Origin of the sequence: Achromobacter pestifer (assembly GCF_013267355.1) — a bacterium.
In the GTDB taxonomy this organism is placed as follows: domain Bacteria; phylum Pseudomonadota; class Gammaproteobacteria; order Burkholderiales; family Burkholderiaceae_B; genus Achromobacter; species Achromobacter pestifer_A.
Window position 1 is genome coordinate 1,235,192 of the sequence record NZ_CP053985.1, and the last position, 23,145, is coordinate 1,258,336.

Genomic DNA, 23,145 nt, shown 5'->3' on the forward strand with positions numbered 1-23,145 from the left:
CGCAAGGATGGCACGGACATGACAAACATCAAACCCGCGCCGCGCGCGTAAGCCGCCAGCCCCTCGCTCGCCGCCCTGCCTGCCCGGTCGTCAGAACTTGTAGCTGACCTTCATCCAGACGTTCCTGGGCGTGCCGTAGTTGTAGCCGTTGTAGCCCCCCAGGCCACTGTAGTAATACTTGTCGGTCAGGTTTTCCACATTGATCGAAGCCGACACATGCCTGTTGAAGTCATAGCGCGCCATCAGGCCGAACAAGGTGACGCCGCCCTGGCTGGCGCGCCCCAGGCCGCTGGCTTCGTCGTAGTAGATGCTGCTCTGATAGCTGACGTTGCCGCCGATCGTGAGCTTGTTCCACTCGCCGGGCAGCCTGTAGCTGGCGGCGAGGCGGAACAGCCGCTGGGGCGTGCTCGGCAGCAGCAAGGCGCCTTCGGCGTCGCGCTTGGCGAAGTAGGTGTAGCCGCCCATCAGCTGCAGGCCGGGCGCCACTTCGCCGGCTACGGTTAACTCGAAACCCTTGCTGCGAGCGCCTTTGACCGCACGATAGGGAGTGCTTCCGTCCGGCAGCGGCGGGCTAGACGGGTCTTCGACCGCAACGTTTTCCTCCTGCGTCCGGAATACTGCGAAGCTTGTGTTCAGCTTGCCGTCCAGGTGTTCGCCCTTGAGGCCGAGCTCATAGTTCTGGCCGGTCTGCGGCGGCAGTACGACATTGCCGGCGTCGCGCGAGGTGGTGGGAATGAAGATCCGGGTGTAGCTGGCGTAGGCCGAATAGTCCTTGCTCAGGTCCACGACCACGCCGGCATAGGGCGTGAAGACGCCGTTTTCCTTGGCGGTGGGATTGTGGGTCCAGAGGTTGGCGGGACCGTTGTAGGACGAGGAGTTCTCTTCGTACCAGGTGGTCCGCGCGCCGAGTATCACCGACACCGGATCTGCCACCTTCAGGCGCGCCGAACCGTAGATGGCGGTTTCCTTCGCGTCCAGGAAGGTGTTGAAGAAGGTGTAGGGCATGGATGGCCGCTGGACATCCCGCAACTCATAGAAATTCACCGGACGGCGATCCCAGCCGGCCGGGTTCGCCGAGTTCAGATTGAGTTCGCTGGTGTAGCGGTTGTAGCTCACCCCCAAGACGGCGCGGTGTTCCCTGCCGAATGCCTGAAACGGCCCTTCGGCGTAGACGTCGAAGGATTTGTTGGTCGAGTTTGCCGGGTTGTCGCGCAGCTCGATGGTGGAGGCGCCGGACGGATCTATGGGCCGGTACGCGAGCAGGTAGCCCCAAGCCGCCTTGCGTTCATTCTTCAGGCGGCTGGCGTCCATCTTGATATGCCAGCCGCTGTCGAAGCGATGGTCCAGCGTGGCGAATATGCGGTCCGTGTACATGTCCCATTGGCTCCACGGCGTCACGGGATTGAAGGACCTGGGCAGGTTCGTGCGCGTGCCGTCGCTGTAGAACAGCGGCGCCTGGCCGAAGTTGGCGCCGTCGATGGCGGTCTTCTGGTGCTCGTAGCCCAGGCTGACCGTGGTGCTCGGCAGGATGTCGGCCTCCAGAATGCCGTAGAAGACATCGTCGGACCGCTTCTTGTAATCGATGAAGCTGTCGCCCGCGGTGCGGGCGGCGACGACCCTGCCGCGCAGCGTGCCGGCGCTGTTCAGCGGGCCGCCCAGGTCGGCTTCGGCGTTGTAGCTGTTCCAGCGGCCAACGCCGGCGGTGACATGCCCGGCGAACTCCGAGCCGGGACGCTTGCGCACCAGGTTCACCGATCCGCCGGGTTCGCCCACGCCGTTGAGCAGGCCTGCGGCGCCGCGCACGACTTCCACCCGGTCGTAGATGGCGGTGTTGATCATCCCTACTTCGGCGGACGGCGTTTTGAACGACAGCGTGGGAACGCCATCGAGCATGGTGTTCAGCGCAAAGCCGCGCGAGGTGAATTGCACGCGCTCATCCAGCCGGTCGACGGCGATGCCGGGCGTCTGGCGCATCACCTCGTCCAGCGTGTTGAGGTTCTGGTCGTCCATCTGCTGCCGCGTGACGACGCTGATGGATTGCGGGGTTTCGCGCAGCGACAGCGGCATGCGAGTGGCGGCGCTGGTTGCCGGCACGGTATAGGAGCCCGTCCCTTCGGAGGGACCTTCGTCGCCAGCACCGGTGACGGTCACGGCGGGCAAGGCCGTGACCTCGCTCTGCGGCAATTTGCGCAGGGTGTAGCCGCCGTCGGCGCGCCTCGCCGGTTCCAGGCCGCTGCCGGCCAGCAACTGGCGCAGGCCGTCCTCGAAGCCATAGCTGCCGCGCAATCCGGGCGATTGCAGGTCGCGCGTCAGAGCGGGATCGAACGACAGCAGGACGCCGGCCTGGGCGGCGTAGGCCGATAGCGCCGCGCTCAGCGGTCCGGGTTCGATGGCCACGCTCACCTGCCCGGCCGGAGTCTGCGCGTTAGCGGGCGTCGTCACCCCGGCCAGCGGCAGCGCGAAGGCGCCAGCCGCGAGCAAGGCAGGAAGGGAGACGCTTGCGCGCAGCAGGGGGAACTGAGGGGGCATGACATGCACTCCAGATATTGGTCTTACCCTCGTAGCCAGATAAGACGCAGAAAGTGCTAGTCGCCGTTACAAAATAGTCTCGCCGCGCGGCACCAGCGACACCCAGTAGCGGGTGCGATGGCGCAGGCCGAGTTGCAGGGTGTCCGCTACCGTGGCCAGCACCCGGTCGGGCTCGGCCAGCGGGAAGGCGCCGGAAATAGGCAGGTGCGCCACTTCGGGCGCGCAATCGATCCAGCCCTTGCGGTAGCGCTGGAGTTCACGCAGGAATTCGCTCAAGGGCATGCTGTCGACCTGCAGCATGCCGCGCTGCCAGGCGGAGGGATCGCCAGTCAGCCCTTCGGCAGCGTCGATATGCCCGCTGGTGAAGCGCAAGCCCATGCCTGCCGGCACGATGCGCGCCGCATCCGCGGGCGCGCCCGGCAGCGCCACGCGCACGGCGCCTTCCAGCACCTGTACCGCCGATACGCCATCGTCGCGCCTGACCACGAAGCGCGTGCCCAGCGCGGTGATGCTGCCTTCGCGGGTACGCACGATGAAGGGCCGCGCAAGCTGTTGCGGGTCCGGCGCGGTTTCGATCAGGATTTCGCCGCCATGCAGCGCAATCAGCCGTTGCTGGGCGTCGAACAGGACGTCCATGGCCGTGGCGGCGTTGAGCACGACGCGGCTATGGTCCGCCAGCATCACCTCGCGCCGCGCGCCAACTGGCGTGCGGTACTGGGCAACCCAGCCACGCCAGGCTTCGTCGACCTGCGCGTAGCCGATGGCGCCCCCGGCGCCGATCAGCACCAGCAACTTGCCCAGCGCGGCGCGGCGGGCGGGCGAGCGCGGCCGGCCCAGCGCGGGCAGCATGCCCTTGGGCACCGCCTCGAAACGGCGCGTCAGGGCTTCGGTGCGCTGCCAGGCGCGTTCGTGTTCGGGATCGGCCTGACGCCAGGCCTGCCATGCCTCCCGGTCCGCCTGGCTGACGACGCCCGAGGTCAAGCGCAGAAACCAGTCCACTGCCCCGTCCAGCGCACGCGGGTCGATGCGCCCTGCGTCGCTGGCGCTCACGGCGCGAACTCCAGGCACTGGCGCAAGGCGCGCGCAATGTACAGCCGTACCGAGCCGACCGACACGCCCAGCACTTTGGCGATATCCGCGTGCGTCAGGCCTTCAAGCTGGCAAAGCAGGAAGGCGCGCCGCACCGGAACGGGCAAGCCGTCCAGCATGGCGTCGATTTCGCACAGCGCTTCCAGCGCCAGGGCGCGCTCCTCGGGCGATGGCGACTGCGCCTGGGGCAACTGCGCCAACGTTTCCAGATAGGCGCGTTCGAGATCCCTGCGCCGCAGGTGGTTGACCATGAGGCCGTGCGCGATGGTCGCCAGATAGGAACGCGGCTCGCGGATGTCGCCCGGTTCGCGGCGGGCCAGCACGCGCAGGTAGGTGTCGTGCACCAGGTCGGCGGCGTCGAAGGCGCATCCCAGCTTTTTACGCAGCCAGCCCTGCAGCCAGCCTTGGTGTTCCTGGTACAGCGTGTGCAGGGGATGCCGCGGAGAGGGGTCGGAGGCGGCCATGAAGACGCACGGTCATAAATGAGAATAACTATAATTTACAATATTGTGCCTGCGCCGGGTGAAATGACTGCGCCCGGCCGCTGAATCCAGGGGCCGGGCGCAGGATAACGATCCAGGTGGAATGCTGGCGTCTTACTTCTTCGACGCGTCCTGCTCCACCACCATGTCCAGCACATACACCTTCGAGGGCGCATCGGCGGGCGGGTTCTTCCAGTCGTAGCGCTTCACCCGCAGCACGGTGCGCACGCCGTCCTGATGCTCATAACCCTCGATGGACTGATACAGCGGATGCCACTTGTCCTGCGTCGGCTGTTGCACGCCGGCCTCGTTGTAGCGGCGTTCGCGCACCATCAGGCACTGGTAGTTGCGGATCAGCGGATGGCTGCATTCGGTCTTCTTCGCGGCGACTTCCAGGAACATGATTTCGCCGGCGCTGCCGTAGAGGGTTTCAGGCGTGGGTTCGCCGACGAACTTCAAGACGCTGCCATCCTGCGCGACCAGTTCCAGCCCGGGTTCAGCCGCTTCGCCACTGAGCGTGGCGCGCAGGTCGCCCTTCATGCGCTGGCCGATCTCGGCGTCCAGGCGCATCAGGCTCTGGTCGCAGGCCTTCATGGTGGACGCGAGATTCGCTATATGCAGCACGCCGTTCTTGTAGGTGTAGCCGCCGAACTGCGCATTGCAGCCGCCGCGGATGTTCAAGGCGTCCTGCGTGAACGACAGGCGCAGTTGGTGCTCGACGCCGGCCTGAAGCGCGGCGATGGGCTTGCCTGCCGCGTCGGTGGCGGAGGCCAGGCGCCAGTAATAGGCAGGCAGGCTCACGGCGGGATTGGCGGGCGAGGTGGCGGTAGTGGGCATGGAGGACGATCCTTCGCGGGGAGAGGAAGTCGGAGCGCAAGCTTGCAGCAGCGCGGCGCATACGGACGCAAGGAGGATGGTTTTCTTCATGGTTCGTTCCTTTCAGCCGGATGGCACTGATGAAAAGCGGGATTCTACGTTCGCGGGATGGACGTTTTGGACGCACGGCCATCCAGTCGGTTTCAAAATCTTGCCGCAGATCGGGCCTGAAGAACACCCGCCGAAGCGCTCGAAATACGGGTTTTCCCTAGGAAACAGATATCACCCTTGCCCGTACACGTGTGTCTGCGAAGCCCTCGACAACTTACAACTCAACACATTACCCGCAAAATACTGCAAGTATTGCCAATACGGCACTAACGGCACGCAATACGCAAAAACCGCCGCGGTACAAGGCCGATCGCGGGCGCGATCGGCTCACCGGCGTCAATTGGCGGGGTAGGTCGCGCCCGTCAGGCAGGCCCGGGCCCAGTCATAGTCGTCGTCGCTCACGATCTCTCCGTCGATCTTGGGCAGCGGCTTGGCGGGATACAAGAAGTCCGGCTGTTGCGGCTTCATGTTCCATTTCGTCTCGCCCGCTGTATCGGAGCATGCCTCGTCCGAGTTGCTGAAGGAGCACGACGCCGCCAGCTGGGGCTTGCCATCCACCACGTTGGCGACATAACGCTTGGTATAGACGCTGCCCGAGGCCCAGTATTCGTCGACGGAGCAGATGCGATCCTTGTTCTGGTAATGCCGCGTCGCGAAGCAGCCGTAGTAGGCATGTTCGCCCGGAAAGATGTCGCATGAAGTCGAGTAGCCGGCGTAAGCGCCGCCGGTGAATTGCGCCTGGAACTGCTTCTGACTGAGCGCGCGGCTGATGAGCTCCGGCAATTCAGCGCCCTTGCGCGTGGCCTTGAGTTCAGCCGCGCGGTCGCGGATCAGTTCGCGGGCGGCTGCGCCGGCCGTCTTGCCGGCGGGAACCGAGCCCGGATCCTCGATCAGGTTCGCGAGCGCCTCGTCGCGCGCGGCGATCCAGCGCTTCTGGTTGTGCGCCAGCATGGCGCGGATGTCGCCATCAGGCGCCTGCTTCAGTATCGCGGCATAAGCCCGGTTCAGTTCGGCATCCGCGGACACCGTCTTGCGGTCCGAGCAGATCAGTTTTTCCACGGCGCTGGCGGCTTTGGCGCAATCGATCGCGTAGGCAGGCGCGGCGAGCGCCAACAGACCCGCCACGCACAACAAGCGGCCTGCGGTGATTCCAGATTTCATGTGAAGTTTCTCGTTGAGGATGCGCCTTGCAGGGTCTCGATGCCTGAAGACCGTGTTGTCGCCCATCGCGAGGCGGCGGCAAGGCTGCAATTTTGCACGGGACTTTTTAACAGACTGGAAACAGAGTTCTACGCTCTGCAACGTCCTCGCCGGAATATTCCCCTTCCCTTGCGCGTCTACCGGGTGGCGAGCCGCATTGAAGACCTCGCGGCGCTCTATGGATCAACCAGCCGATCACGCCGGTTATCGCAACCGGCCTCACGGCGCAGAACGGAAGTACTTGATATGAAGTCGATCAGATCCCTTGCCTGCGGCATTGCCCTGGCGTGCACGACGGCCGCCAGCGCCTGGGCCGCTCCCAGCCTGAACGTGTACGGACCGGGCGGACCCGCACCCGCGATGAAGGAAGCGGCCGCGGCGTTCGGCAAGCTGCACGGCATCGAGGTTGCCGTCATCGCGGGGCCGACGCCGGCCTGGGCCGACAAGGCCAAACAGGACGCCGACGTGATTTACAGCGGCGCCGAGAACATGATGAGCGGCTTTGCCACGGCGCTTCCGGGCGTGTTCGAACTGCGCGAGGCCCGCACGCTGTACCTGCGGCCCTCCGCCATCCTGGTGCGCCCGGGCAACCCCAAGGCCATCAACGGTTTCAAGGACCTGCTCAAGCCGGGCATCAAGGTCATGGCCGTGTCAGGCGCGGGACAGACCGGATTGTGGGAAGACGTGGCGGGCCGACTCGGCGACATCGAGACCGTGCGCGCCTTCCGCGCCAATCTGGTGCTGCCGGAAGCCGGCAACAGCGCGCAGGCGCGTGCCCAATGGACCGAGGACAAGTCCATAGACGCCTGGCTGATCTGGAACATCTGGCAGGTGTCGAACCCCGAGCTGGCCGGCGTGGTCGAGGTGGAAGAGCCGTACCGCATCTATCGCGACGCGGGCGCCGTCATCACCAAGAAAGGCAAGGGCAATGCGCAAGCGCAGGCCTTTGTCGACTTCCTGACGGCGCCCGAAGGCCGGGCGATCTTCAAGAAGTGGGGCTGGAAGACGGATTGAAGTCCGTCAGCCGCCTGGCGCGCCGGGTCAGGTCTTGACCATGGAACGGGGCAGGTTGATCAGGAAATCCGCCAGCCCCTTGGCGCCCTGGGCCAGCGAAATGTGGCGCATCATCATCTGGTGCGCCCGATCTGGATCGTTGGCCAGGATTGCCTCCAGCAATTCGCCGTGTTGCTCGTACGAGGCGCGCACGCGGCCCACCGCGCTGAACGCATGGCGCAGGTATGCGCCAGTGCGGGCGCGCAGGCTCAGCAGTTCCTGCCGCAGATAGGGATTGCGGCAACCGCGGTACAGAACCTCGTGAAACGCGTGGTTGGCCTCGCGCCACCCCTGGGCGTCGTCGGCTTGCGCCAGCGCGGCCGCCTCGCGATGGATCCGCGCCAGTTCCTGGCGCTCTTCGGACGACATGCGCTGACAGGCCATGCGCGTGCAAACCCCCTCCATCTCCGCCATCAGCTCCCAGATGGCCAATAGCTCCTGCACGTCCAGCCTCGCCACTTCCATGCCGTTGCGGGGCTGGCTCGCCAGCATGCCCTGCACTTTCAGCTGAATCAGCGCCTCGCGCACAGGCGTGCGCGACACGCCGAAGCGCGCAGCAAGCTCCTGCTCATCTATCGGGTCGCCAGGCAGCAGGACGCCGGCGCGGATGTCCTCCTCGACGGCCAAACGGATGCGTTCGCTGACTTTCATTCTTCTCACATATAAAAATTCTGTTGCTGTAAATTATCCCTTGTTCTATAAATATATTTATAAAGATTCAAAAAATACATTGCAAGGGAAGAATATGACTGTTCCAGATCTGGCCAAAGGTTCGCCGCCCGGCAATTCCGGCGCGGCATCATTGGCCCAGGGCTTGCGCGAACTCCTGGCGCTGCAAGGCATGGAGGCCAGCGAGGCACAGGCCCGCGGCGTCGCCAAGACGCTGATGCGCCTCGCGCCGCCGGCGCGCCCGCAGGAGCCCTTGCGATGACGCCGGCCGGGCTGCCCGCCAGCATCGCGGAATTGCGTGCCGCCCTGCAGCGGGGCGAGGTCGGCCTGCAAGAAGCCCTGTCGAGACAACAGGCGGCCTTCGCCGCCGATACGCGGCATAGCTGCGCCACCGTGTTCGAGACGCCCCAGCGGTTGCCGGATCCGTCCCTGCCGCTGGCCGGCGTGGGCCTGGCGCACAAGGACATCTACACCCTCGACGGCCGCGCGCCGGGCTGCGGCGCCAAGCCGGCCCGGCCCGCAGCGCGCGCCGCGGCCGCGACATTGATCCGCCGCCTGGACCAGGCGGGCAGCCAGCCCCTGGCAGCCCTGGTCATGGCGGAACATGCTTGCGGCGCCACCGGCGAAAACCCGCATTACCCGCTGCCCCGAAACCCGCTCGATGCGCAAGCCGCGGTGGGCGGATCGTCGAGCGGATCCGCAGTCGCGGTCGCCGCCGGCCTGTGCTACGGGTCGCTGGGCACCGACACCGCCGGATCGGTGCGCATCCCGGCCGCGACTTGCGGCATCCTGGGACTCAAACCCACCCGAGGCCTGCTGCCCACCCGCGGCATCGCACCGCTGGCTTCCAGCCTGGACACCGCGGGAATACTTGCGCGTAGCGCCGCCGACGCAGCGCTCCTGCTGGAAAACCTGGTCGCTGCGGCACAGGCAAGGCGTCTCTTTCCCTTGGGCGCAGGCGCGCTGGCCCAGACGGGCGCAACAGCGGACTGGCGTGTCGCCACGTGTTGGGAGCATCCGAATCCGGCCGTGACTTTGGATGATGAGGTCGGCCAGGTTCTGCAAGGCCTGGTGGACGCGCTACCGCGAGGCATGGCAGCCTCCCCGGTCAAGCTCGCGGACCTGCCGACGTGGAGCCGGCTGGCGGAAACCTTGCTGCATGCCGAAGCCGCCACCGTGCACCAGGCCGCGCTGCGCGGACAGGCCCCGCCGCTGGCGCCGCTCACGCGCACCATCGCGCTCGCTGGCGCGGCGCTGCCCTCCCCCTGGTACATCGACGCACTGCGCCAGCGCGGCGCCCATGCCCGCCGATTCATCGCGACCGCGCTGCGCCATGCCGACCTGCTGCTGACGCCAGCACTGCCGCGCGGCGTGCCCGACTGGCGGCAAGTGCTGACCGAATCCAGCGAATTCGAACCGCGCCGGCTGCTGGACCTGTTCTCCTGGATGTCGTTCGTCAACTACCTGGGCCTGCCCGCGATCGTCGTTCCCATCGGACTGGACCGCCGCCAGCGCCCTATCAGCATCCAGGCGATCGCCCGGCCCGGACAAGAAGCCCGGCTGCTGGCGTTCGCCCGCCACGTGGAGCAAGCGCGCCCCGGCGCGGCTCCTCTTCTTCCATCCACTCCTTGACGCCGAGACCATGCCACAACTCTCCGCCTCGCCTGCCTTGCGGCGCTTTCGCGTGCTAGACCTCTCCCGTGTGCGGGCCGGCCCCACTTGCGTGCGCATGCTCGCGGATTTTGGCGCGGACGTGATCCGCATCGAACCGCCGCCCGGCGTCGATCCCAACGAGGCCATGTTCGCGGCCGACCGCTGGAGCGGGGACTTCCAGAACCTCAACCGCAACAAGCGGTCGTTGACGCTCAACCTGAAGAAACCCGAAGGCCTGGCGGTGTTCAAGCGCCTGGCCGCCGAGGCGGACGTGGTGGTGGAGAACTGGCGCCCGGACGTCAAACAGCGGCTTGGGCTCGACTATGAATCGTTGCGCCAGCTCAATCCCCGCCTGATACTCGCCAGCATTTCCGGATTTGGCCAGACCGGCCCCTATGCAGGGCGGCCGGGCTTCGACCAGATCATCCAGGGCATGGGCGGACTGATGTCGGTCACCGGGCTGCCGGGCCAGGGCCCCGTGCGCGCGGGCCTCGCGGTGGCGGATTCGAGCACGGGCCTGTACGCCGCGCTGGGCATCCTGACGGCCTTGCTGGAACGCGAACAGTCCGGCCAGGGCCAGTGGGTCCACGCCTCCCTGCTCCATGCCCAGATCGCCATGATGGACTTCCAGGCGGCGCGCTACCTGAACGACGGCGACGTCCCCCGCCAGGAAGGCAACGACCATCCGACCAGCAGTCCGATGGGCCTGTTCCACGCGAACGACGGCATGTTCAATCTGGGCGCCGCTGGCGAAGGCAATTGGAAGCGCTTCTGCAGGGCGCTGGAACGCCAGGATTGGGAAACCGATCCCGAATTCGCCACGGAAAAGCTGCGCGTGGCCAATCGCCAGCGTTTGAACCGCGAGATCCAGGCGGTTTTCCTGAACGCGGACGTGAACCACTGGGTCACGCTGCTGAACGAGGCAGGCGTGCCCGCCGGTCCGGTCTATTCCGTGCCGCAAATGTTCGAGGATCCCCAGGTGAAACACCTGGAGACCGCGCGCGCGTGCCCGGCCTGGCAAGGCGGCGAACGCACACTGATCACTCAACCGGTCACCTTGGCCAGGACGCCCGCGGACATCGCCCGCACCGCGCCGGGCTGGGGCGAACATACCGAGGAAATCCTGCTCGAAGCCGGCTACGCCGATGCCGACATCGAGCGCCTGCGCGCAGCCCGCGCCATCTGAGGTCCAAGCGAAATCCTCCATGACCCAAACCTCTGCCCCCACCGCCGGCCGCCTGGACATTGAGTCCGAGGGCAACGTCGTGCGCGTGCGCATCGTCAATCCCGCGCGCTACAACGCCATGTCCCTGGCCATGTGGGAAGACCTGGCGCGCGTGCTGCGCGATACCGAAAACATGGCGGGCGCGCGCGCCGTCGTCCTGATGGGCGCGGGCCAACGCGCCTTCGTGTCCGGCGCCGACATCTCCGAATTCGCCTCGCAGCGCAAGGATCCCGCGCAGGTCGCCCGCTACGACGCGGCAGTGGCCGCAGCCCTGCGCGCCTTGAGCGCATGCCCGCTGCCGGTGATTGCAGCGATACGCGGCATCTGCATGGGCGGCGGCATGGCCCTGGCGCTGGCCTGCGACCTGCGCTACTGCACGCCAGCCTCGCGCTTCCGGATGCCGGCGGGCCGGCTGGGCCTGGGCTACGCGACGGAGGGCCTGCAGCGCATGCGCGACATGTTGGGCACGGCGCGTACCGCCGACCTGTTCCTGACCGCGCGTACCGTGGACGGCCTGGAGGCTGCCCGCATCGGTCTGGTGCAGGAAGTCTATGCCGAGGACGTGTTCGAGCAGGCCGTCGCGCAGCGTATCAGCGACGTGGCGGGCAACGCGCCGCTTACCTTGCGCGCCGCCAAGATGGCCTTGCGCCACCTTGCCGGCGAGCCCTCGGCGCCAACCGCGCAAGCGGTGGACCAAGCCGTGGGCGCCTGCTTTCTCAGCCAGGATTACCAGGAAGGGCAGCTCGCCTTCCGCGAAAAAAGACCGCCAGTCTTTACCGGAGGCTGAGCGCAGGCGCGCCCGGCTTCTTCCTGGCGCGGCGCCGCCGCGCCGCTCGCAGTGTTTATCAAGCAACAAGGGGAAAATGCATGAAAACGCTCCATAGGATGACCCTGGCCGGCGCTCTTTGCGCCTATGCCGCGGCCAGCCACGCCGTCGGCCCGCGGCCGGCGCCCGCTCCGCAGAAGCAGACCCTGACGGTGGGCTACGTCAAGGTCGGCCATCTTTCGCCCATCATCTTCGTCGCCGACGAACTGAAGGCCTGCAACGTGGAGGTCAAGCCCGTCGAATTCGTCCGCTACGCCGACGCACGCACCGCCCTGCTTTCCGGATCGGTGGATGTCTCCGGCATCGGCCCCGCGGACCTGGCCATCGCACTCGCCCAGGGCAGCCAGAAACTGATTGGCCTGTCGGGAGTCGCGTCCTCGCCCAAATATCTGGTGACGCGCAAAGGCGTCAAGATGGACGATTGGAAAGATCTGGCCGGCAAGCGCATCGGCATCGCGCCGGGATCCGCCGTCTGGTTCCAATGGGCCGCCATGCTGGCCGAAAAGGGCGTGCCGTACAACACTTTCACCGCCGTCAACATCCAGGGCGGCGGCACGGCCTTCGTCCAGTCGCTGCAGCGCGGCGACGTCGACGCCGTCGCCTTGTGGGAGCCCTTCGAGTCGCAGCTGGTCGCGGATGGCACGGCCTTCTTCGCCAAGAATCTCGAATACAGCCAGAGCAAGGCGGTCGGCGCGGAGTTGGGACTGCTTGCCGCCACGCGCGACGCGTTGCGCGACAAGCGCGAAGCGGTCAAGTGCTTCCTGTGGGCCTACAAGAACGCGGAGGAAAAGCTGGCCAAGGATCCGGAGGCGTTCGCGGCAGCCTATTCCAAATACACCGGGTTGCCCTTGAACGTCACACGTGAATCGGCCAAGCTGATCAAGCTCGGCGGCGTGCTGGACCTGGAGCAGATGCGGCGCCAGGCCAAGACCTTCAATGAACTGGGCGTCATTCCCAAGGACGTGAGCGGGCAGATCGATACGGTATGGGATGCCGCTTTGCTCAAGGAAATCATGTGATTGCGCCGCTGGCGGCAGGCTTGGACGCCGGCCGCCAGCCAGGGAGATACAGGTGAACGCTTCAACATTGAAATACGCAACGCCGATCCGCCGCTCCCGCCGCGCGATCGGCCAGGCCGGGCTGGCCTTGGCCGTGCCCGTCCTTATCCTGATCGTCTGGCAGTTGGTGGGGCAGTCTCCGGACATGGCAGGCGTGGTGCCCACGCCGGTCCAGGTCGCCCGCGCCTGGTATGCCTGGATCTTCGGCTCTCCCGGCATGGGCCTTAACCCCTATCAGGGAACCTGGGTGGGCAACGTGCAGTACTCGGCCATGCGCGTGCTCCAGGGCTTCGCCCTGGCGATGCTGCTGGGCATTCCGCTGGGCCTGACCATAGGCTGGAGCCGCCTGGCCTCGCAGATGCTGGACCCGCTGGTCCAGGGACTGCGGCCGATTCCCATCACGGCATGGCTGCCCTTCTCCATCGCGCTGTTCGGCATACGCGACATGGGTTCGATCTTCCTGATCTTCCTGGGCGGCTTCTACGCCATCGTCGTCAACACCACGCAGGGCGCCCGCGACGTCGACCGCAACCTGGTACGCGCAGCCAGCATGATGGGCGCGTCTTCGGGACAGTTGTTGCGCCGGGTCGTGCTGCCCGCCGCCATGCCGGCCATTTTCACCGGGCTGCGCATCGGCCTGGGCATCTCCTGGACGGCGGTGATCGTCTCTGAAATGGTGGCCGTGAAGTCGGGCCTGGGCTACGTGCTCTGGGACGCCTACTACGTCGGCCGCATGGACATCGTGCTGGCGGACATGGTGTCCATCGGCCTGATGGGCTTTCTCAGCGACCGCCTGATCGTCATCATCGAGCGCCGCGTCCTGGTCTGGCGCATGCTGCAGAATCATTGAGGGTGCCATGTCTGATATCTCAGTCTCGAATTTGAGCAAGACCTATCCGGGAGCGACCCCCGTGCTTGCGCTGGACCACATTGACCTGCATGTCCCCGCAGGCGAATTCGTGGCCCTGCTCGGACCCTCGGGTTGCGGCAAGTCCACCTTGCTGAACCTCATTGCCGGCTTCGAATCGCCCTCCTCCGGCGTGCTCGCGGTTGACAACAAGCCGGTGTCGCGCCCCGGTCCGGAACGCGGCGTGGTGTTTCAGGAAGCAGCGCTGTTCCCCTGGTTGAACGTGTGGGAAAACGTGGTCTTCGGCCCAAAAATTGCAGGCCAGCCCAAGGCCGAGTATGCCGAGCGCGCGGAAGAAATGCTGCGCATCACCGGCCTGTCGGCATTCACCCGCCACCTGCCCATTCAGCTCTCGGGCGGCATGCGCCAACGCGTCGGCATCGCCCGCGTGCTTACGCTCGGATCCAAGGTGCTGCTGATGGACGAGCCCTTCGGCGCGCTGGACGCGCAGACGCGCCTCACCATGCAGGAACTGCTGCTGTCCGTCTGGCAAAAGCTGCGGACCACGGTGGTGTTCGTGACGCACGACATCGACGAAGCCATCCTGCTGGCCGACACCATCTACGTCATGTCGGCCCGGCCCGGGCGCATCGCCACGCGCATCACCGTGCCCATCGACCGCCCGCGCTCGCTCGACCTGATCACGGGCGAAGCGTTCAACAGCCTCAAGCGCGAAATCCTCGGAAAAATGCGGCACTGACCCAGCGGACCCATCATGTCGACACCCCGTATTCCCCATGCCTTTTCCGCCGATCTCCCCACCCTCGCCGACACGGGGCAAGGCAGGATCATGGTGCACCTGGTCATCAACGTCGAACACTGGCCATTCGATCAGCCCATGCCGCGCACCATCATCACCCCGCCGCACGGGCGGGAAACCGTGCCCGACGTGCCCAACTTCAGCTGGGCAGAGTACGGCATGCGCGCCGGGCTGCCGCGCATGCTCAATGCCATCCAGGCGCGCGGCCTGCCCGCCTCCACCAGCTGCAACGCCAGCGTGATCGACGCCTATCCCCGCGCGGCCGAGGCGATGCTGGCCGCAGGTTGGGAGTTCATCGGACACGGCATGCACCAGAAGTCCCTCAACCAGGCCGAAGCCGAAGGCGCGCTCATCGAAGCATGCCTCGAGAAGCTGCGCGCCTTCACCGGCAGCCGTCCGCGCGGCTGGCTCAGCCCCGGCTTGCGCGAAACCCCCGACACGCCCGACCTGCTGGCCGAGGCCGGCGTGGAATACGTATGCGACTGGGTGTTGGACGATGTGCCCAACTGGATGCACGTCAAGCGCGGCTCGCTGATCCAGATGCCCTACAACCTGGAGCTCAACGACTCGATCATCTACGCCATCGAAAAACACTCCTCGCCGGAGTTCCTGCTACGGCTGACGCGGACCCTGGCCTTGTTCGAACACGAATGCGAGGCGCAGCCTCGCGTGCTGGCGCTGGGCCTGCATCCGCATCTGATGGGTGTGCCGCACCGCTACGGTTACTTCGAGGAAATGCTGGACCTGCTGATCCGGCATCCCAAGGTGGACTTCATGACCGGCGGCCAGATCGCCGACTGGTTCAAGCTGCGCCGCCCCCTTCCCCCTTCCGCCCCGTGAATGCCATGCCTTGCGCCCTCACCCATGACGGTTATCGCCTGCATATGGAAGAAGCTGGGCAGGGTTCCCCGGTGGTCTTCGTCCACGAGTTCGCCGGCAATCACCTCAGCTGGGAACCGCAGCTGCAGGCCTTCGCCCGCCGCCATCGCTGCATCGCCTACGCCGCCCGCGGCTATCCGCCGTCCGATGTGCCGTCCGACCCGGCCGCCTACTCTCAAGAAAACGCGGTCTGCGATATCGCCTCGGTGCTGACGGCCGCCGGCGTCGATCAGGCTCACATCGTCGGGTTGTCCATGGGCGGCTTTGCCGCGCTGCACTTCGGCCTGGCGCATCCTGAGCGCGCCCGCTCGCTCACGATTGCAGGCGCCGGATACGGCGCGCTCACGCCGGACCACGCCGCCTTCCGCCAGGCCTCGCTGCTGGCGGCCGAACGCTTCGAAGCGCTGGGCAGCGCAGGCTATGGTCCTACCTATGCCGCCGGCGCGGCCCGCGTCCAGTACCAGAACAAGGACCCGCGCGGCTGGCAGGCGTTCGCCGACGCGTTGAGCCGTCACGACGCCGCAGGCGCCGCGCTGACGCTGCGCGGCGTCCAGGCAGGCCGTCCCGCGCTCGATACGCTGGCCGGTCCGCTGCGCGGACTGCACGTGCCCACGCTCATCATCGCCGGCGACGAGGACGACCATGCCTTGGAACCAGCGCTGTTCCTCAAGCGCACACTGCCGTGCAGCGGCTTGCTGGTGTTGTCCAAGACCGGCCACACCTTGAATCTGGAAGAACCGGAAGCCTTCAACCGCGCCGTGCTGGATTTCATCGCCATGGTCGAGGCGGGCCGCTGGACGGCGCGCGATCCACGCGCCTCCGGCGAGGTCATGAAGCTCTCATGAGCCTCGTTCTCGAACTCGCCCGGATCTGCGCGCGGCCCGCGACGCCGGCGGATCTGGCACGCGCCGCCCTGCACGTCGCAGCCTGGACCGGCGCCGCGGCGCTTGCCGCCAACACCCCCCTGGCCGCCAGGCTGCGACGAGGCTACACCGCGCCGGGCGCGGCGGCGCCGGGGCCGGAAAATGGCTGGAGCCGGCTGCTGCATGACGCGTCGCTGGGCTGCATGCATGAGCTGGACGACTTCCACCGCGGCGCGCTGGTGCATCCCGGTCCGATCGTCATTCCCGCGGCCCTGCATACCGCGGAACACGTCGGTGCCAGCGGCGCCGACATCCTGCTTGCCATCCTGCGGGGTTATGAGGCGATGATCCGGATCGGCGAATCCGTCGGCGCGGGCCATTACGAGCATTGGCACAACACCTCGACCTGCGGCACGGCCGGCGCGGCGGCGGCTGCCGCCAGCCTGCTGGAACTGGATACCGCGCAGACCGCCGACGCGCTGGCGCTGGCGCTCACGCAGTCGTCCGGCCTGTGGCAGGTCCGACTGGACCCATGCGACGCCAAACCGTGGCACGCCGCCAGGGCCGCACAAACAGGCGTGCAGGCGGCGCTGCTGGCCTGCGCGGGAATCCGCGGCCCGGCACACGTGCTGGAAGGAGAAAAGGGGTTCTATGCCGCGATGTGCTCCGATCCGCTACCCGACCGGATACGCGCCCGCGCCGACGGGCCTTGGAAAATCCACCAGACCACCTTCAAGCCCTGGGCGTCCTGCCGCCATACCCATCCGGTCATCGACGCGGCCCTGACGCTGCGCGAGGGCTGGCAAGCGCAAGATGGGTGGCGACAGCCTCCCCTGGACGACATTCTTGCGATCCGACTGGAAACCTATGCCGACGCCATCGCCTTCTGCGATCGCGCCGACCCTGCCACCGATCTGGAAGCCCGCTTCAGCCTGCATCACGCCGTAGCCGTGACGCTGTCCAAAGGCGCTCCCAGCGTCGACGACTTCTGCTCCGGGACCGTCACGAATCCCGCCTGCCTGCGCTTGCGCGCGCTCACCCGCGCGCACCCGTCCAACGCCTACTCGGCTAGGTATCCAAGCCATTTCGGCGCCGAAGTTACGGTGATGCTCAAGAACGGCCGGACCTTGCGGCACGCCGTGCAGGACGCGCTCGGCGACCCGGAGCGCCCCTTGACGCCGTCCCAGGTGCTCGAGCTTGCGCTGCGCCTGATGACGGCAGCAGGATGGGAACCTGGCGAAGCCAGCCAGCGGCTGGCGGAGATCATGGCGCTGGACGTACAAAAGCCCGCGCTCCTGCTGCGGAACGCGGGCTTTTGAGTTGGCTTGGCGGCGCCCCTGGGCGCCCCGTTGCCTCAGCCGATCACGCGGAAGCGCTCGGCATCGTCCATGAACGCCTTTTCGCCGAAGCCGTTTTCATTGGAGCCGAACGGCATCTGCGCGCGCAGCTTCCAGTACGCCGGAATGTTCCATTCGCGGGCAACGGCGGCGTCGATCAGCGGGTTGTAGTGCTGCAGGCTGGCGCCCACGCCGGCGCTGGCCAGGGTGCTCCAGACCGACAGCTGGGCCATGCCCGTCGAATGCTCGGACCAGACCGGGAAGTTGTCCGCGTACAGCGCGAATTTTTCCTGCAGGCCCTGCACCACGCCCTGGTCTTCGTAGAACAGCACGGTGCCCACGCCCGCGGCGAAGCTCTTGAGCTTGCCTTCGGTCTGGGCAAAGCTCTCGGCCGGCGCGACCTTGCGCACTTCTTCGATGGCGATGTTCCAGAGCTTTTCGCTCTCGGCGCCGAACAGGATCACGGCGCGCGAGCTTTGCGAATTGAACGACGAGGGGCTGTGCTTGATCGCGTCCTGGATCAGGGAGGCCAATTCCTCCTTGGAGATCGACAGGTTGCGGCCCAGCGAATACTGCGTACGACGCTGCTTGAGGGCGTCCAGGTAAGCGTTGCTCATGGCGATATGGCCTTCCGACGAGTAGATAGGGGAAAATGCATGAGGAATTCTAACGACCGGCGATTGTTCCGAATACGTGCCAGAGCCAAAAAAACACCCTCTCAAACGGAACAAACTGTTCTGCTCATGAAGTGAATCGCGCCGTTTCGGACGACCAGGTGACCAACGGCACCCGACTGCACTGCCCCTCCTGAAATTCTCCATTGAGGGCTTTCCCCTATTACCTGTCTGTCGCCAAAAAACTATCGTATTCGAGAATTATCAAATAAGAGAATTCTCGCTTCCGACAAAATGACAGCAGAAACCCTATTCGATTACGCCGTGATCGGCGCCGGCATCGCCGGCGCTTCCGTGGCCTACCGCCTGAGCGCCACGGCCTCGGTCGCCGTATTGGAACGCGAGGCCCAGCCGGGCTATCACTCCACTGGCCGTTCCGCGGCCATGTTCATGGAAACCTACGGCACGGCGCAGATCAAGGCGCTGACGCGCGCCAGCCGCGCGTTCTATGAGAATCCGCCGCAAGGCTTCAGCGAACATCCCTTGCTCAGCCCGCGCGGCGTGCTGTACATCGCCACGGCCGAACAACAGGACCTGCTGCGCGAGGTCTACGACGATTTCCGCAGCCAATCGCCCAATGTGGCGCTGATCGACGCCGAAGCGGCCGTCGAGCGCGTGCCCTGCCTGCGCGGCGACCAGATCTGCGGCGCCATCGAAGAGCCGGACGCCCGCGACATCGACGTGCACGCGCTGCACCAGGGCTTTCTGCGCGGCATGGCGCGCCAGGGCGCGGTGCTACACAACAATGCCGAAGTGATGTCGGCCGCGCATGCGGACGGCGTCTGGACGCTGACGCTTGCCGACGGCCGCAGTCTGCGGGCGCGGGCGCTGGTCAACGCCGCCGGCGCCTGGGCGGACCACGCCGCGGCCCTGTGCGGCGCAGCGCCCGTCGGCCTGCAACCCTGCCGGCGCACCGCCTTCACGTTCTCCGGTCCGCAGGACCTGGACTTTTCCCATTGGCCGGCCGTGGTCGGGGTCGACGAAAGCTATTACTTCAAGCCCGATGCCGGCCAACTGCTGGGATCGCCAGCCAACGCCGATCCGGTCGCGGCCCACGACGTGGTGCCGGAAGAACTGGACGTGGCCACCGGCATCTACCGCATCGAATCCGCGACCTCGCTTACCATCCGCCGCCCCAAGCACACCTGGGCCGGCCTGCGCTCCTTCGTGCGCGACGGCGATTTCGTGGTCGGCTGGGATGCCGACGCGCCGTCCTTCTTCTGGCTGGCGGCGCAAGGCGGCTATGGTATCCAGACGGCCGCGGCGACCTCCGAACTGGCCGCCGCGCTGCTCATGCGCCAGCCGCTGCCCGCCCATCTGCATGCGCACGGCGTGGACGCCGAAGCCGTGCGTCCCGCGCGATTGCGCTGAACCATACCCCTAGCCTGCGAGAGCCCACCATGACCACCATTGCCCGCTACCCCAGCTCCCTGCCCCTGCCGTTTTCCCGCGCCACTCAGGCCGGCGGCTTCCTGTTCCTGTCGGGCCAGATCCCGATGGACGCCAACGGCCAGGTCGTGCGCGGCGACATCACCGTCCAGACCCATGCCGCCATCGAACGCATCAAGGAAACGCTGGCCCTGGCCGGCGCCACGCTCAAGGACGTGGTGCGCGTGACGGTGTGGCTGTCGGACCTGGAACTCTTCGCGCAGTTCAACGACGCCTACCGCAGCCATTTTTCTTCTGACTTCCCCTCGCGTTCGACGGTCGAGGCCAAGCTGGCCATGGGCGTGGACGTGGAAATCGAGGTGCAGGCCTGGCTGGGCGCGGCGGCGGGCCGCGGCGGCTACACGCCGGGCCCCGTGTCCGAAGCCTGATCCCGCTCTGCGGGCCTGTCCGATGGTTTGACACTGCCTGGCCCGGCGCCAGGCGGTGCGGCCTTTCCCTCGCGCTCGCGGCGACGCCTGCGCCCCCTTGTGCACCTCTTTACGCGGAGCCGCAGCATGAAAATCTTTTCCGGGTCCCTGGCGACCGAGACGAACACCTTCTCTCCCATCCCGACCGGGCTGTCCGCCTACCGGGCGCGCGGCTACTATCCTGCGGGCCAGCATCCGGACCGCATGCAGATGTTCTCCGGGCCGCTGTGGGCGGCGCGCCAACGCGCACAGGACAAGGACTGGACCCTGGTAGAAGGCCTGACCGCGGGCGCCACGCCGGCCGGCATCACCACCCGCCACGCCTATGAAACCCTGCGCGACGAACTGCTGGACGATCTGAAGCGCGCCGGCCGCGTCGACATCGCCCTGTTCGGCTTGCACGGCGCCATGGTGGCCGACGGCTATGACGATTGCGAAGGCGACCTGCTGCGCCGGGCGCGCGCGATCGTCGGCCCCGACACGGTGATCGGCGCCGAACTGGACCCGCATTGCCACATGACGGCCGACATGGTGGAAAGCGCCGACTTCCTGGTCTGCTTCAAGGAATATCCGCACACCGACATCCTGGAGCGCGCCTACGACCTGGTGGACCTGTGCGTGGCGCGCGCCGAAGGCCGCATCAAGCCGACGCGCGCCGTGTACGACTGCGCGATGATCTCCATCATGCACACCAGCCGCGAACCCATGCGCGGCTTCGTGGACCGCCTGCTCGCCATGGAAGGCAAGGAAGGCGTGCTGTCCGTGTCCATCGCGCATGGATTCCCCTGGGGCGACACGCCCGACATGGGCTCCAAAGTGCTGGTCTACACCGATGGCGACCAGGCCCAGGCCGAGGCCCTGGCGCGCGCGCTGGGCGAAGAGATCATCGGCTTTCGCGACCAGTTGGCGCCGCCCTACCCCGGCGCCGATGAAGCGCTGGACCAGGCGCTGGCTTTGAACGACTTCCCCATCGTGCTGGCGGATTCCGCCGATAACGCCGGCGGCGGCGCGCCCAGCGACGCCACCTTCATCCTGGAGCGCGTGCTGGCGCGCGGCATCACCGATGTCGCGACCGGCCCGTTCTGGGATCCGGTGGCGGTACAGCTCTGTTTCGAGGCGGGCGAAGGCGCGCGCATCCAGCTGCGCATCGGCGGCAAGGTCGCGCCCGTATCGGGCCAGCCGCTGGACCTGGACTGCGAAATCGTGGCGCTCAAGCGCGACGCCATCATGACCGGGCTGGCCGGCACGCCCGCGCTGCTGGGCGACGTGGCCGTCGTGCGCAGCCAGGGCGTGACCATCGCCCTGACCACCAACCGCACCCAGGCCATGGGCACCGACCTGTTCACGCAGTTCGGGGTGGACCTGCAGGCCATGAAACTCATCATCGTGAAATCGTCGCAGCACTTCTACGCCTCGTACTCGCAGGTCGGCCGCCACGTCATCTACGTGGAGACGCCGGGCGCCATCACGACCGACTACAACGCGCTGCCTTACACCAAGCGCAAATTGCCGAAGTGGCCGTTCACGGCCTGAGGCGCCACCCATCACCGCCCGGCATGGGCGCAGGAACAATCAAGGGGATAACAATGATCAGACGTTTCAGTTTGCTGGGTGCAGCCGCCCTGCTGGCCATGGGGGCCGCCACCGGCGCACTGGCGCAGACCAAGACCCTGCGCCTGGTGCCGCACGCGGACCTCAAGACGCTGGACCCGCTGTTCAACACGGCCTACATCACGCGCAACCACGGCTACATGGTGTTCGACACCTTGTTCTCGCAGGACAGCCGCGGCCAGGTCAAGCCGCAGATGGTGGACAGCTGGACCTCGTCCGATGACGGCAAGACCTGGACCTTCACCTTGCGCCCCGGCCTGAAGTTCAACGACGGCACGCCGGTCAAGGCCGAGGACTGCGTCGCGTCGATCCAGCGCTGGGCCAAGAAGGACACGCTGGGCCAGGCCATGATGGCCGCCGGCGCCGAACTCGCGGCCACGGGCGACAACAGCTTCACGCTGACGCTCAAGGAGCCCTTCGGCCTGGTGCTGGACGCCTTGTCCAAGCCCTCCGGCATGCCGCCCTTCATCATGCCCAAGCGCCTGGCCATGACGGACCCGAACACCCAGGTCACGGAAATGGTCGGCTCGGGCCCCTTTCTCTTCAAGCGCGATGAATGGGTGCCGGGCAACAAGGTCGTGTACGTGAAGAACCCGGCCTACGTGCCGCGCGCAGAGCCTGCCGACGGCCTGGCGGGCGGCAAGAACGTCAAGGTGGACCGCGTCGAATGGGTCTACATCCCCGACGGCAACACGGCCACCGCCGCCCTGATGAACGGCGAGGTCGACATGATCGAACAGACCACGCCCGACTTCCTGCCCGTGCTGGAGACCAACAAGGACATCACCCTGAACACGTCCGTCGCGACGCAGGGCATGGTCATCCTCAATTCGCTGCATCCGCCCTTCGACAATCAGCTTGCACGCCAGGCGCTCTACCACCTGGTGAACCAGAAGGAAATGCTGTCGGCCATGGGCTACCCGGAGAAATACCGCGTCGACTATTGCCCCAGCCTCTTTATTTGCGGCTCGCCCCTGGCCAGCGACGCGGGCGCGGCGCCCTACGCCAAGACCGATCCGGCGCGCGCCAAACAACTGCTGCAGGAAGCCGGCTACAAGGGCGAGAAGGTCGTGGTCCTGTACCCCACGGACCATCTGAGCGCGCCCGCGGTCATGGTGCTGACGCAGAACATGAAGAAGGCCGGCATCAACGTCGACCTGCAATCCATGGACTGGGCCTCGCTGGCCGGACGCCGCCTGAAGAAGGATCCGCCCGCGCAAGGCGGCTGGAACGTCTTCCTGACCTGGGGCGGCTACTACGACGCCAGCACGCCGGTGACCAACCCCTGGATGTCCGCGGCCTGCGGCAACAGCCTGCCGGGCTGGCCCTGCGACAAGGAACTCGACGCGCTGCGCACCAGCTGGATCCGCGAAACGGACCCGGCCAAGCGCAAGGACCTGGCCGCACAGATGCAGGCGCGCGCCTACCAGAGCGTGCCCTACGTCATGTGGGGCGAGTTCAAGCCCGTGTCCGCGTTCCGCGGCTTGCAGCACACCGAACTGCTGAAGACCGGCATCCCGGTGATGTGGAACATCGAGAAGCCGTAA

22 protein-coding genes are annotated in these 23,145 nt (G+C 66.5%); 15 read left to right on the plus strand and 7 right to left on the minus strand.

Annotated features, from left to right (window positions below):
- Positions 1-90: 90 nt before the first annotated feature.
- From FOC84_RS06085 to FOC84_RS06105, 5 genes are all read right to left on the minus strand, one after another.
- Positions 91-2,529 carry a TonB-dependent siderophore receptor gene (locus FOC84_RS06085; RefSeq protein ID WP_173143636.1) on the minus strand — a complete coding sequence of 813 codons (2,439 nt, stop codon included), beginning with the start codon at positions 2,527-2,529 and terminating at the stop codon, positions 91-93.
- Positions 2,530-2,595: 66 nt separating this feature from the next.
- A complete protein-coding gene (locus FOC84_RS06090) occupies positions 2,596-3,579 on the minus strand; it encodes a FecR domain-containing protein (RefSeq protein WP_173143637.1) in 984 nt (327 codons plus the stop codon).
- Positions 3,576-4,082: a sigma-70 family RNA polymerase sigma factor gene (locus FOC84_RS06095; RefSeq protein ID WP_173143638.1), complete on the minus strand. Its 507-nt coding sequence runs from the start codon at positions 4,080-4,082 to the stop codon at positions 3,576-3,578. The genes FOC84_RS06090 and FOC84_RS06095 overlap by 4 nt, the downstream gene beginning before the upstream one ends.
- A gap of 132 nt (positions 4,083-4,214) precedes the next feature.
- Positions 4,215-5,027: an META and DUF4377 domain-containing protein gene (locus FOC84_RS06100; RefSeq protein ID WP_173143639.1), complete on the minus strand. Its 813-nt coding sequence runs from the start codon at positions 5,025-5,027 to the stop codon at positions 4,215-4,217.
- Positions 5,028-5,363: 336 nt separating this feature from the next.
- Positions 5,364-6,188, minus strand: coding sequence for a lysozyme inhibitor LprI family protein (locus tag FOC84_RS06105; RefSeq protein WP_173143640.1), 825 nt, complete (start codon positions 6,186-6,188; stop codon positions 5,364-5,366).
- Positions 6,189-6,473: 285 nt separating this feature from the next.
- On the opposite strand from FOC84_RS06105, the gene FOC84_RS06110 reads away from it, so the two are divergent.
- A complete protein-coding gene (locus tag FOC84_RS06110; RefSeq protein ID WP_173143641.1) occupies positions 6,474-7,241 on the plus strand; it encodes a substrate-binding domain-containing protein in 768 nt (255 codons plus the stop codon).
- 27 nt (positions 7,242-7,268) lie between these two features.
- Here the strand turns inward: FOC84_RS06110 and FOC84_RS06115 are convergent, their stop codons facing one another.
- Positions 7,269-7,931, minus strand: coding sequence for a GntR family transcriptional regulator (locus FOC84_RS06115; protein ID WP_173143642.1), 663 nt, complete (start codon positions 7,929-7,931; stop codon positions 7,269-7,271).
- Between FOC84_RS06115 and FOC84_RS06120 the strand changes: the two genes are divergently transcribed.
- The 10 genes from FOC84_RS06120 to FOC84_RS06165 all read left to right on the plus strand — a co-directional run bounded on the left by FOC84_RS06120 (position 7,912) and on the right by FOC84_RS06165 (position 17,439).
- Positions 7,912-8,211 (plus strand): hypothetical protein, encoded by a 300-nt coding sequence (locus tag FOC84_RS06120; protein WP_173143643.1) that lies wholly within the window; start codon positions 7,912-7,914, stop codon positions 8,209-8,211. The two genes, FOC84_RS06115 and FOC84_RS06120, sit on opposite strands and share 20 nt — an antisense overlap.
- Positions 8,208-9,581: an amidase gene (locus tag FOC84_RS06125; protein ID WP_173143644.1), complete on the plus strand. Its 1,374-nt coding sequence runs from the start codon at positions 8,208-8,210 to the stop codon at positions 9,579-9,581. The genes FOC84_RS06120 and FOC84_RS06125 overlap by 4 nt, the downstream gene beginning before the upstream one ends.
- Before the next feature lie 10 nt (positions 9,582-9,591).
- Positions 9,592-10,788 carry a CaiB/BaiF CoA transferase family protein gene (locus FOC84_RS06130; RefSeq protein ID WP_173143645.1) on the plus strand — a complete coding sequence of 399 codons (1,197 nt, stop codon included), beginning with the start codon at positions 9,592-9,594 and terminating at the stop codon, positions 10,786-10,788.
- Positions 10,789-10,807: 19 nt separating this feature from the next.
- Entirely contained in the window at positions 10,808-11,614 is an 807-nt protein-coding gene (locus tag FOC84_RS06135) for an enoyl-CoA hydratase (protein ID WP_173143646.1), read from the plus strand.
- 80 nt (positions 11,615-11,694) lie between these two features.
- Complete coding sequence (locus tag FOC84_RS06140; protein WP_173143647.1) at positions 11,695-12,672, plus strand: ABC transporter substrate-binding protein; 978 nt, start codon at positions 11,695-11,697, stop codon at positions 12,670-12,672.
- Complete coding sequence (locus FOC84_RS06145; protein WP_173143648.1) at positions 12,644-13,561, plus strand: ABC transporter permease; 918 nt, start codon at positions 12,644-12,646, stop codon at positions 13,559-13,561. The genes FOC84_RS06140 and FOC84_RS06145 overlap by 29 nt, the downstream gene beginning before the upstream one ends.
- Positions 13,562-13,568: 7 nt before the next feature.
- Positions 13,569-14,318 (plus strand): ABC transporter ATP-binding protein, encoded by a 750-nt coding sequence (locus FOC84_RS06150; protein WP_173143649.1) that lies wholly within the window; start codon positions 13,569-13,571, stop codon positions 14,316-14,318.
- 15 nt (positions 14,319-14,333) lie between these two features.
- Positions 14,334-15,218, plus strand: coding sequence for a polysaccharide deacetylase family protein (locus FOC84_RS06155; protein ID WP_173143650.1), 885 nt, complete (start codon positions 14,334-14,336; stop codon positions 15,216-15,218).
- 5 nt (positions 15,219-15,223) lie between these two features.
- Positions 15,224-16,102 (plus strand): alpha/beta fold hydrolase, encoded by an 879-nt coding sequence (locus FOC84_RS06160; RefSeq protein WP_173143651.1) that lies wholly within the window; start codon positions 15,224-15,226, stop codon positions 16,100-16,102.
- Entirely contained in the window at positions 16,099-17,439 is a 1,341-nt protein-coding gene (locus tag FOC84_RS06165) for an MmgE/PrpD family protein (RefSeq protein ID WP_173143652.1), read from the plus strand. Before FOC84_RS06160 ends, FOC84_RS06165 begins: the two co-directional genes overlap by 4 nt.
- Before the next feature lie 35 nt (positions 17,440-17,474).
- Here the strand turns inward: FOC84_RS06165 and FOC84_RS06170 are convergent, their stop codons facing one another.
- Entirely contained in the window at positions 17,475-18,074 is a 600-nt protein-coding gene (locus FOC84_RS06170; RefSeq protein ID WP_173143653.1) for a nitroreductase family protein, read from the minus strand.
- A gap of 291 nt (positions 18,075-18,365) precedes the next feature.
- Between FOC84_RS06170 and FOC84_RS06175 the strand changes: the two genes are divergently transcribed.
- The 4 genes from FOC84_RS06175 (at position 18,366) to FOC84_RS06190 (ending at position 23,145) form a co-directional block, all read left to right on the plus strand.
- Positions 18,366-19,502, plus strand: coding sequence for an NAD(P)/FAD-dependent oxidoreductase (locus FOC84_RS06175; protein WP_173143654.1), 1,137 nt, complete (start codon positions 18,366-18,368; stop codon positions 19,500-19,502).
- Positions 19,503-19,531: 29 nt separating this feature from the next.
- Positions 19,532-19,948: a RidA family protein gene (locus FOC84_RS06180; protein ID WP_173143655.1), complete on the plus strand. Its 417-nt coding sequence runs from the start codon at positions 19,532-19,534 to the stop codon at positions 19,946-19,948.
- Positions 19,949-20,074: 126 nt separating this feature from the next.
- Positions 20,075-21,520, plus strand: a complete 1,446-nt coding sequence (locus FOC84_RS06185) for a M81 family metallopeptidase (protein WP_173143656.1) — start codon at positions 20,075-20,077, stop codon at positions 21,518-21,520.
- Between the two features lie 53 nt (positions 21,521-21,573).
- Complete coding sequence (locus FOC84_RS06190; protein WP_173143657.1) at positions 21,574-23,145, plus strand: ABC transporter substrate-binding protein; 1,572 nt, start codon at positions 21,574-21,576, stop codon at positions 23,143-23,145.

Excerpts from the sequence above, each read along its gene's own strand:
- FOC84_RS06085 (WP_173143636.1), bottom strand. The coding sequence starts at position 2,529 with ATGCCCCCTCAGTTCCCCCTGCTGCGCGCAAGCGTCTCCCTTCCTGCC.
- FOC84_RS06095 (WP_173143638.1), bottom strand. The coding sequence starts at position 4,082 with ATGGCCGCCTCCGACCCCTCTCCGCGGCATCCCCTGCACACGCTGTAC.
- FOC84_RS06100 (WP_173143639.1), bottom strand. The coding sequence starts at position 5,027 with ATGAAGAAAACCATCCTCCTTGCGTCCGTATGCGCCGCGCTGCTGCAA.
- FOC84_RS06105 (WP_173143640.1), bottom strand. The coding sequence starts at position 6,188 with ATGAAATCTGGAATCACCGCAGGCCGCTTGTTGTGCGTGGCGGGTCTG.
- FOC84_RS06110 (WP_173143641.1), top strand. The coding sequence starts at position 6,474 with ATGAAGTCGATCAGATCCCTTGCCTGCGGCATTGCCCTGGCGTGCACG.
- FOC84_RS06120 (WP_173143643.1), top strand. The coding sequence starts at position 7,912 with ATGCGTTCGCTGACTTTCATTCTTCTCACATATAAAAATTCTGTTGCT.
- FOC84_RS06115 (WP_173143642.1), bottom strand. The coding sequence starts at position 7,931 with ATGAAAGTCAGCGAACGCATCCGTTTGGCCGTCGAGGAGGACATCCGC.
- FOC84_RS06125 (WP_173143644.1), top strand. The coding sequence starts at position 8,208 with ATGACGCCGGCCGGGCTGCCCGCCAGCATCGCGGAATTGCGTGCCGCC.
- FOC84_RS06130 (WP_173143645.1), top strand. The coding sequence starts at position 9,592 with ATGCCACAACTCTCCGCCTCGCCTGCCTTGCGGCGCTTTCGCGTGCTA.
- FOC84_RS06135 (WP_173143646.1), top strand. The coding sequence starts at position 10,808 with ATGACCCAAACCTCTGCCCCCACCGCCGGCCGCCTGGACATTGAGTCC.
- FOC84_RS06140 (WP_173143647.1), top strand. The coding sequence starts at position 11,695 with ATGAAAACGCTCCATAGGATGACCCTGGCCGGCGCTCTTTGCGCCTAT.
- FOC84_RS06145 (WP_173143648.1), top strand. The coding sequence starts at position 12,644 with ATGCCGCTTTGCTCAAGGAAATCATGTGATTGCGCCGCTGGCGGCAGG.
- FOC84_RS06150 (WP_173143649.1), top strand. The coding sequence starts at position 13,569 with ATGTCTGATATCTCAGTCTCGAATTTGAGCAAGACCTATCCGGGAGCG.
- FOC84_RS06155 (WP_173143650.1), top strand. The coding sequence starts at position 14,334 with ATGTCGACACCCCGTATTCCCCATGCCTTTTCCGCCGATCTCCCCACC.
- FOC84_RS06160 (WP_173143651.1), top strand. The coding sequence starts at position 15,224 with ATGCCTTGCGCCCTCACCCATGACGGTTATCGCCTGCATATGGAAGAA.
- FOC84_RS06165 (WP_173143652.1), top strand. The coding sequence starts at position 16,099 with ATGAGCCTCGTTCTCGAACTCGCCCGGATCTGCGCGCGGCCCGCGACG.
- FOC84_RS06170 (WP_173143653.1), bottom strand. The coding sequence starts at position 18,074 with ATGAGCAACGCTTACCTGGACGCCCTCAAGCAGCGTCGTACGCAGTAT.
- FOC84_RS06175 (WP_173143654.1), top strand. The coding sequence starts at position 18,366 with ATGACAGCAGAAACCCTATTCGATTACGCCGTGATCGGCGCCGGCATC.
- FOC84_RS06180 (WP_173143655.1), top strand. The coding sequence starts at position 19,532 with ATGACCACCATTGCCCGCTACCCCAGCTCCCTGCCCCTGCCGTTTTCC.
- FOC84_RS06185 (WP_173143656.1), top strand. The coding sequence starts at position 20,075 with ATGAAAATCTTTTCCGGGTCCCTGGCGACCGAGACGAACACCTTCTCT.
- FOC84_RS06190 (WP_173143657.1), top strand. The coding sequence starts at position 21,574 with ATGATCAGACGTTTCAGTTTGCTGGGTGCAGCCGCCCTGCTGGCCATG.